The organism is Leptolyngbya sp. FACHB-36 (assembly GCF_014695955.1).
GTDB lineage: Bacteria > Cyanobacteriota > Cyanobacteriia > Leptolyngbyales > Leptolyngbyaceae > FACHB-36.
The window spans coordinates 1-2,159 of the sequence record NZ_JACJPG010000219.1 but is presented as its reverse complement, the minus strand read 5'-3'; the positions used below and the strand labels follow the sequence as shown (position 1 = coordinate 2,159).

4 protein-coding genes are annotated in these 2,159 nt (G+C 52.8%); 2 read left to right on the top strand and 2 right to left on the bottom strand.

From position 1 onward, the window contains the following. Positions 1 to 303 precede the first annotated feature (303 nt). Both H6F43_RS05160 and H6F43_RS05155 read left to right on the top strand, forming a co-directional pair. On the top strand, positions 304 to 450 hold the full coding sequence (locus H6F43_RS05160) for a hypothetical protein (RefSeq protein ID WP_190341344.1): 147 nt from the start codon (positions 304 to 306) through the stop codon (positions 448 to 450). Between the two features lie 61 nt (positions 451 to 511). Next, complete coding sequence (locus H6F43_RS05155) at positions 512 to 1,126, top strand: 2OG-Fe(II) oxygenase (RefSeq protein ID WP_190341342.1); 615 nt, start codon at positions 512 to 514, stop codon at positions 1,124 to 1,126. A gap of 41 nt (positions 1,127 to 1,167) precedes the next feature. On the opposite strand, the gene H6F43_RS05150 is transcribed toward H6F43_RS05155, so the two are convergent. Then, complete coding sequence (locus H6F43_RS05150) at positions 1,168 to 1,707, bottom strand: Uma2 family endonuclease (RefSeq protein WP_199290152.1); 540 nt, start codon at positions 1,705 to 1,707, stop codon at positions 1,168 to 1,170. Between the two features lie 2 nt (positions 1,708 to 1,709). Continuing rightward, a partial coding sequence (locus tag H6F43_RS05145) for an aminotransferase class V-fold PLP-dependent enzyme (RefSeq protein ID WP_190341340.1) occupies positions 1,710 to 2,159 on the bottom strand: 450 nt, incomplete at its 5' end.

Below are 2,159 nucleotides of genomic sequence, written 5' to 3'. Positions count from 1 at the left end.
CACAAGTCTTTACCGTCTTCCTTGAAGAGACTCGAAATCAAATCAAAGATAAACCTACCTAAATCATGAACATTTTGATTTTTAGTCCTGATTTAGAGTCTAACAATTGCGTGCTCTAAACTAACAACTCTATTCTCTATTTGGTTGAAGCAAAAGCAAGCCGAATCGATTAACTTACCTCAGTTTTGGACTTGATGCGGCTGTAAGAGAACAGCAAGAAACAGCTCAGTATTGGAGCCATACTTTCGATCGAGATCATTTACTCGATCGCACGTTATTTCCACTGGAGATGAAAGCGCCAACATGCTGGTTACGCTTGAGGCGCTAGTGGAACTTTTAGGCATCACAAGGGTGACCGGACTGGTGCTTGCTTGGATTGCCCGCCCCACAGCTTGCGTGATGTTTATTCGTTCAGCAGCTAAAGGGACACCGCTACACCCGCTTCCATGACGCTGAAGCGCTATGATGGGCGTTCCCTGAGCGATTCGAGGAATCAGGGACACTTCGAGACATGAGCTACTACCGTCAACAGCCCAACGCATTCCCACCCGACTACCTGAACGAACTGCGGGGAGGAATTTTGGCGTGCCCTTATTTCACCGTCAACAACCTCAATCGAGATTTTGTCGGAACCAAAGGGTTCTCGATCGTCTTCCAGCGATCGCAGCTTGCAATCGTAGAGCGGCAGTTTCCGTTTTTCAAGCGCTATCTGGAGCAGGCGCTACTGCCTGCCTGTAATGCGTTTTACCTCAACCCGCTGCTGCTCCAGCAGGGATCGCGAGTGGACCCGCACATTGATCGATCGCTGCGCTCCTACTGCAAGACGATTGATCCCCCCGCCATGGTGAGCGTGCTGTACGTGCAAGTGCCACCTAACTTACAGGGAGGCGAACTTGTGCTGCAAACCCACAAGCAGCGGGTTGGGCAAATTACACCGAAATCTGGAACGCTGCTGCACTTTCAGGGCGACTTAACGCATTCGGTCAACGCTGTAGTGGTTTCAGGAAGCCGCCTGAGCTTAGTGTGTGAGCAGTACAGCCTAACCGACAGCGAACTGCACGACATTCCAGCGTTTACGGTGGAGTCGAGAGCGTCGTCGAAGCGGGTTGCGTCAAAACGGGCTTAGAGCCAGCTAAAGACACTGCCGAAGCAGTCGAAAGCGATCGACTAACGAAAAAGCGCCTCGATCGACATAACAACTTCAGGAAAGGCAACGGGCGATAGTTCGCCCTGACTCAATTCCTGCCTGACCGCGTACGCTTTACCCTGCGGCTGACGAAAGACCGTTAACCGACTGGCGTTCAAATCAACCACCCAATACTCGTTGATCCCCGCCGCTGCATAAGTCTTCTGCTTCGTGTCCAAATCCTTGACTAGCGTGCTGTCTGAGATTTCAATCAGCCAAAAAATGTCTTCCACCTGAGGATGGCGATCGTCATACCGCGACTCTGGTAGCCGCACGATCGCCACATCCGGTTCTGGCTCAGAATCCATTAACGTAATTGGATGCGCCTCTGAGATCAGCGCCAACCCGTTGAGCAAGCTGCGGAGATAGTTGGCAATCTTGCGAATCCGCGAGGCATGGAGGGGACCTTCTGGACTCACTTCGATAATTTCTCCTGCCAATAGCTCAGCGCGACGATCGTGCAGAATTCCCGCCGCGATCATGCGGTGGTAATCGTTGATCGACCATTTGACTCGCATCATCGTCAGTTGAACACGCTGCCGAAGAAGTCGATCGCCTCTCTCAGTGCTGCAACAAACACATCAATCTCTTCGTGGGTGTTGTAGAAGTAAAGACTGGCGCGAGCGGTGGATGGCAAATTGAGGTGGTGGTGCAGCGGTTGGGTGCAGTGGTGCCCAGCGCGGATGGCGATGCCGTCTTGGTCCAGTAGCGTAGACAAATCGTGCGGGTGAACTGCACCTGCCGTAAACGCCGCCAGTGCTGCACGACCGTTACCGTCTGCGTCTGGCTGCGGTCCGTAAAGTTTAATCTCTGGGATCTGGTTTAGCTGCTGGAACAGATGCGCGGTGAGTTCTGCTTCGTAGGCGTGGATGGTGTCCATGCCAATGCCTGCCAGATAATCGACTGCCGCACCAAGGGCGATCGCCTCTGCAATGGCAGGCGTCCCTGCTTCAAACTTATGCGGCAAATCGGC

Excerpts from the sequence above, each read along its gene's own strand:
- H6F43_RS05150 (WP_199290152.1), bottom strand. The coding sequence starts at position 1,707 with ATGATGCGAGTCAAATGGTCGATCAACGATTACCACCGCATGATCGCG.
- H6F43_RS05155 (WP_190341342.1), top strand. The coding sequence starts at position 512 with ATGAGCTACTACCGTCAACAGCCCAACGCATTCCCACCCGACTACCTG.
- H6F43_RS05160 (WP_190341344.1), top strand. The coding sequence starts at position 304 with ATGCTGGTTACGCTTGAGGCGCTAGTGGAACTTTTAGGCATCACAAGG.